The organism is Alexandriicola marinus, assembly GCF_004000435.1.
GTDB lineage: Bacteria > Pseudomonadota > Alphaproteobacteria > Rhodobacterales > Rhodobacteraceae > Alexandriicola > Alexandriicola marinus.
Genome location: NZ_RBVZ01000037.1, coordinates 3,985 through 6,503, shown reverse-complemented (window position 1 = coordinate 6,503; position 2,519 = coordinate 3,985). Strand labels below are relative to the sequence as shown.

Here is a 2,519-nt window from a genome sequence, read left to right as displayed (position 1 = left end):
TCGCCTCCGTCTGGTCGTGGGTCACGAAAATCATCGTTGCGCCCAGTTCAGTGTGAAGTCGTGCGATCTCGACCCGCATCTCGGCACGCAATTCAGCATCCAGATTGGACAAAGGTTCATCGAAGAGGAAGATATCCGTTCCCTTCGTCAAGGCGCGTCCAATGGCTACTCTTTGCCGTTGGCCGCCAGAGAGCGCTTTGGGCTTGCGATCGAGCAGGTGGGTCAGGCGCAGCATCTCCGCGACCTCGCCAACCTTGCGCGCAATCTCGTCTTTGCGGGCATTTGCGACACGCATTGAAAAGCCGATGTTCTGCGCGACGGTCATATGCGGATACAGCGCATAGTTTTGGAACACCATTGCGATGCCGCGTTCCGAAGGTTCAAGCTTTGTGACGTCTCGGCCACCGATATGGATTTCGCCGGTTGTCGGCGCCTCCAGACCGGAGATAAGACGGAGCAAGGTTGATTTGCCGCAGCCCGAGGGCCCGACGAACACGCAAAAGCCCCCCTTTGGAATCGATAGCGACAACGGAGGAATGACATCCACAGAGCCAAATGATTTTGTCAAATCGCGAAGTTCAATGGCGGGTGTCGAAGTCATTTTGGAAAACTCACGTCTGCCTCGGGTGTTGGTCGGACGACAATGGAGCCGCCCGGCTCGACCTCCAGTGCTACGTGGCCGGCTTCGGCATCACGTGACTCCAGCTCTTTGCCCCACATGTCGAACACTTGGAGCCGAGATCGCGCGGCAAGGGCCAAAACGAGGGAACCGTGCACCGACGCGTTGAGAACGATCTGTTCGGCGGGGGAGGCGGGGCAATCGATCACGCTTTCGCCAAGCGCCATGACGATGCGGCGTGTCGGGTCGGTGAAGCAGAGCTGTCGGATCGAATGCCCTTCTATCACCGGGGCGAAAGCTCCGTGCCAGAGTGTCGTTCGGTGACGAGTGTAGAACGCGAGCCAGTGCCGGATCAGCGCCAGATGCGTCGCACGGGTTTCGGTCAGCCGGACAGAGACCATAGGAACCCCGGCAAGCCCGCGCATCAATTGTAGCGAGACGTTTCGGTCACTCTCGTCAGCGTGCCAGAACATCGGATCCATGTGGATTGCCCGACCCGGGGCCATCAACCTCAGCATCGTAACCTGCCAAAGGTTCAGTTCGGGGTTCAACGGGACATCCGAGGCGCGATAGACATTTGAAAGCGCTGCAGCCGCGAGGTTGGTATAAGTGTTGCGGAACTCGATCAGAGCGTCGGGCCGCTGGGCCAAGACACGATCCAAGGCGCGGCGCAGCAGGGCGAAGGTCGCGGCGCCAAAATTGTCGTTGGTACTGATGGATGGGCAAATCGCCGTTTCCAGCGCGTCGACGAAGTCGATCTTGAGCCCATCGAGCCCGTAGTCCTTCATCAGCCGGTCGAGAAGATCTGCGACATGCTCGGCTGAACCAGGCGCGGTCGGCGACAGGTGTCCGGCATGGAGATCAGACCGCCCTCTGGTCAGTTTCTCGGCAAGGACGGTATGGGCCCTTGATCGCGTGCCGACCATCAATGGTGACACCCATAAGAGGTAGCGCATGCCCATGTCTCGGACGCGCTCTACATGGTCGCGAAAATCAGGAAACTTCTTCGAATCGGGCAACCAGTCGCCCACGTGATCATAGCGGCCGAACTCGGCATTCTGGGTGAACCATCCGTCATCCGTGAGCCAGGTTCCGAAACCCAGATCAGCAGCTATGCGTGCTGTCTGCTCGCACCAGTCACCGGTGATGCCGTGATGAGCGGCGGTCCAAGTGCAAAAGACAGGGTCGAAGGCAGCCTCTGGCACCGCGATGGGCGTGGCAGGGAGCGCATCTTCCGCGAGTTTCCGGTACTTACCCAGAACCTCATGCCATGGGGATGGATGGTCGCAGAGGAAGAGCGACAGCCCGTCATCGCCCAGACGCTCACAATCCGCGGGCGAAAGCTTTGCAATAATCTCAACATGGTAGCAGCGCCCGGCCTCATCGAGCGTAATTCGGATCGTGCAGTCGAGAAGTTGATCCACAAGCCCAATGGCCATGCGATTCAGGCCCTTGGCGTTGTGCCAGGCGACGTAAGGAAAGCCCGAATTGGCGCGGGTGTGCTTTTCGTGGTTCCAGAAGGGCAAATGCCCGAATTCCGGACCCGGATCGCCCCCGATGTAGATCCCCGACATATCGAGGATCGGTATAGAGACGCGAAAGCGCGCCTGATCGATGGCCCGATCGGCCAGACCATCCAGCGTCAAGAGCCTGCCGCCTGCTTCAGGCAGGGGCGTGTGTCGCAGGTGATCGGTCATCTCGTCGCCTTGCGGGAAGATGACTTTGCATTGGATTGGGATAGGGCTGGCAGGATCGGCCAAAGTCGGGGTTGTCATTCGGCTGTCTCGTTCGTGTTAGTATCGATCAGGATCGCTCCGTGCGAAGCGATCTCCACCAATTCCGGGAGCGTTCCGGGGGAAATTCCCATTCGCGAAAAGTCGAGTTGAATCCGGCGCGGTCG

General features: G+C 59.2%; 2 protein-coding genes. Both read right to left on the bottom strand.

The genetic code is table 11. From position 1 onward, the window contains the following. Window positions 1–601 (bottom strand): ABC transporter ATP-binding protein (locus tag EP376_RS22360; RefSeq protein WP_164745054.1); only part of this gene is annotated, 601 nt, incomplete at its 3' end. After that, window positions 598–2,316, bottom strand: coding sequence for a glycoside hydrolase family 36 protein (locus EP376_RS22355; protein ID WP_164745053.1), 1,719 nt, complete (start codon window positions 2,314–2,316; stop codon window positions 598–600). The genes EP376_RS22360 and EP376_RS22355, both read right to left, overlap by 4 nt. Window positions 2,317–2,519 lie beyond the last annotated feature (203 nt).

Coding starts and splice junctions, on each gene's coding strand:
- EP376_RS22355 (WP_164745053.1), bottom strand. CDS start 2,316: ATGACCGATCACCTGCGACACACGCCCCTGCCTGAAGCAGGCGGCAGG.